The sequence below is a fragment of the Paraburkholderia sp. genome, assembly GCF_035501035.1.
Taxonomy (GTDB): domain Bacteria; phylum Pseudomonadota; class Gammaproteobacteria; order Burkholderiales; family Burkholderiaceae; genus Paraburkholderia.
The window spans coordinates 1-2,658 of record NZ_DATJWR010000485.1; the positions used below are offsets into that span (position 1 = coordinate 1).

Genomic DNA, 2,658 nt, shown 5'->3' on the forward strand with positions numbered 1-2,658 from the left:
AGGTTGCCTTCCGAGTTCTCGAAGTCGATCGGGTTGACCTTGTGCGGCATGGTCGACGAGCCGATTTCGCCGGCCTTCGTCTTCTGCTTGAAGTAGCCGAGCGAGATGTAGCCCCACACGTCGCGATCGAGGTCGAGCAGGATCGTGTTCGCGCGCGCGACGGCGTCGAACAGCTCGGCCATGTAGTCGTGCGGTTCGATCTGGATCGTGTAGGGGTTGAAGGTGAGCTTCAGGCGCTTCTCGACGACTTCCTTCGAGAACCCTTCCCAGTCGAATTCCGGATACGCCGAGAGGTGTGCGTTGAAGTTGCCCACCGCGCCGTTCATCTTGCCGAGCAGCTCGACCTTCTCGATGCGCGAGATCGCGCGTGCGAGACGCGCCGCGACGTTGGCGATTTCCTTGCCGAGCGTCGTGGGGCTTGCCGGCTGGCCGTGCGTGCGCGAGAGCATCGGCTGGTCGGCTTGCGCGTGGGCGAGCGCGACGAGGCGCTGATGCACCGAGCGCAGCGCCGGCAGGATCACGTGCTCGCGGGCGCCCGCGAGCATCAGGCCGTGCGAAGTGTTGTTGATGTCTTCCGAGGTGCAGGCGAAGTGGATGAACTCGCTTGCCCGCTCCAGTTCCGACTGACCCTTCACCGATTCCTTGAGCCAGTACTCGACAGCCTTCACGTCGTGGTTCGTGACGCGCTCGATGTCCTTGATGCGCGCCGCGTCATGGGCCGTGAAGTTCTCGGCGAGCTTAAGCAGGAACTGCTCCGAGGCTTCCGAAAAGCGCGGCACTTCGGCGAAACCGGCGTGCGAGAGCGCGATCAGCCAGTGGATTTCCACGGTCACGCGGTGTCGCATGAAGGCAGCTTCCGAGAGCCAGTCGCGCAGGGCTTCGGTTTTCGAGGCGTAGCGGCCGTCGAGCGGGGAGAGCGCGGTGAGCGCGAAGAGGGTATCGGGACGAGTGTCGGACATGATGGGGACGTAACGTAAGGCGTTACGCTCGGTTACGGTCAGAGAGGAGACGGCGGGAACCGCGCATTTTATCACCTCGCCGACAGGGGCCGAGGCTGGCGCTGTCGGTGCTGGCTTGACGCGGCGAGGGGGCGTGGGATCGCGCTGAAGCGTTTTGTCGAGTTGGCCGCTACGTGCTTGCAGAGCATGCGGCCAGCGCTGCGTCGCGACACGCGCGAAATGCGCCTGCCCGGTGCCCAACCAGGCGCGGGCACCTGACCAGGCACTCACCCGGGCACCCAACCGTGCATCTATCCAGCCACCCAACGAGGCGCGCACGGGCCTAGAATGCGGACTTCTCACCCGCACCGTGGCACCGCATGGAACTCAAATGGCTCGAAGACTTCGTTTCGCTGGCGGAGACGCATAGTTTCAGCCGCTCGGCCGAGCTGCGCCACGTTACGCAGCCGGCCTTCTCGCGGCGCATCCAGGCGCTCGAGGCGTGGCTCGGCACTGAACTAATCGACCGTTCGGTGTATCCGACACGCCTCACCGCGGCAGGCCAGGTCTTCTACGAGCAGGCGCTCGCGATGCTTTCGCAGTTCCACGAAGCGCGCACGCTGCTGCGCGGCCATACGGCCACGCCGGCCGCGACCATCGAGTTCGCGGTGCCGCACACGCTTTCGCTCACCTACTTTCCGCGCTGGCTGCAGCGTATCGAGGCGAAGCTCGGGCGCATCCATACGCGCCTGCGCGCACTGAACGTGCACGACGCCGTGCTCTCGCTCGTGGAAGGCGGCTGCGATCTCGTGATGGGTTATCACCATCCGAGCCATCCTGTGACGCTCGACCCCGCGCGCTACGACACCCTCACGCTCGGCATCGAATCGATCAGCCCGTATTGCGCGCCGCAGCGCGCCGGGCGTGCGCGCTACACGCTGCCCGGCACGCCCGACGCGCCCGCTCCGTATCTCTCCTATACGCCGAACGCCTATCTGGGCCGCATGACCGAGGTGATCGTCGCCAACGCGCCGGCGCGCCTGTATCTGGACCGCGTCTACGAAACCGACATGGCCGAAGGCCTCAAGGCGATGGCACTGGCCGGTCATGGCATTGCCTTTTTGCCGCACAGCGCGGTGGATGACGCCGTCGCCCAGGGGCATCTGATCCGTCTCGACCGCGGCACGCGCGGGGTGCCCGAGGGCCAGTTCACGCTCGACATGGAAATCCGCCTCTACCGTGACAAGTTCGCGACCCAGGGCGACGACGCACGCAAGGCGCTCGTGCGCGAGCTGTGGGACGTCGTGAACGCCGAGCTCGCGCAGGGTGAACCCGGCGCGGCACGCGGCGGCCGAACTGGCTGACGAAGCACCCCCGTCTCGGCACACCATCAACACGGCGAACAATGCGCAACGGCCGCGCTTGCCATGCGCGCGGCCGCCGCATGGATGTTTTACGTCTGCAGCAACAGTCGCACGACGCTCGCCAAACAGTCAGGCTATTTCGGCCGATACCCCATGAAACACGGCACCCGCGACACGTTTTTTCGACTTCGGGGACGTTATGCAATAAATGCATGACGGGATGACCAAACGGCATTGGATTTCAAGTGGGCGTTTTCTGACAATGGCACCACTTGTTCGATCGGAGCGTACATGTCATCCCAACTGCAGTCGGTTCCTTCCTATCTCCACGCCGACGATCTCGGCCCGTGGGGCAA

Annotated in this window: 2 protein-coding genes; one reads left to right on the forward strand and one right to left on the reverse strand. The window is 64.8% G+C overall.

Going from position 1 to position 2,658, the window contains the following annotated elements; all coding sequences use genetic code 11:
* Positions 1 to 959: adenylosuccinate lyase (gene purB / locus VMJ11_RS33290; protein WP_325625375.1), on the reverse strand; the 959-nt coding region annotated here is incomplete at its 3' end.
* A gap of 359 nt (positions 960 to 1,318) precedes the next feature.
* On the opposite strand from purB, the gene VMJ11_RS33295 reads away from it, so the two are divergent.
* Positions 1,319 to 2,302 carry a LysR family transcriptional regulator gene (locus VMJ11_RS33295; RefSeq protein WP_325625377.1) on the forward strand — a complete coding sequence of 328 codons (984 nt, stop codon included), beginning with the start codon at positions 1,319 to 1,321 and terminating at the stop codon, positions 2,300 to 2,302.
* The last annotated feature ends 356 nt before the right edge of the window (positions 2,303 to 2,658 follow it).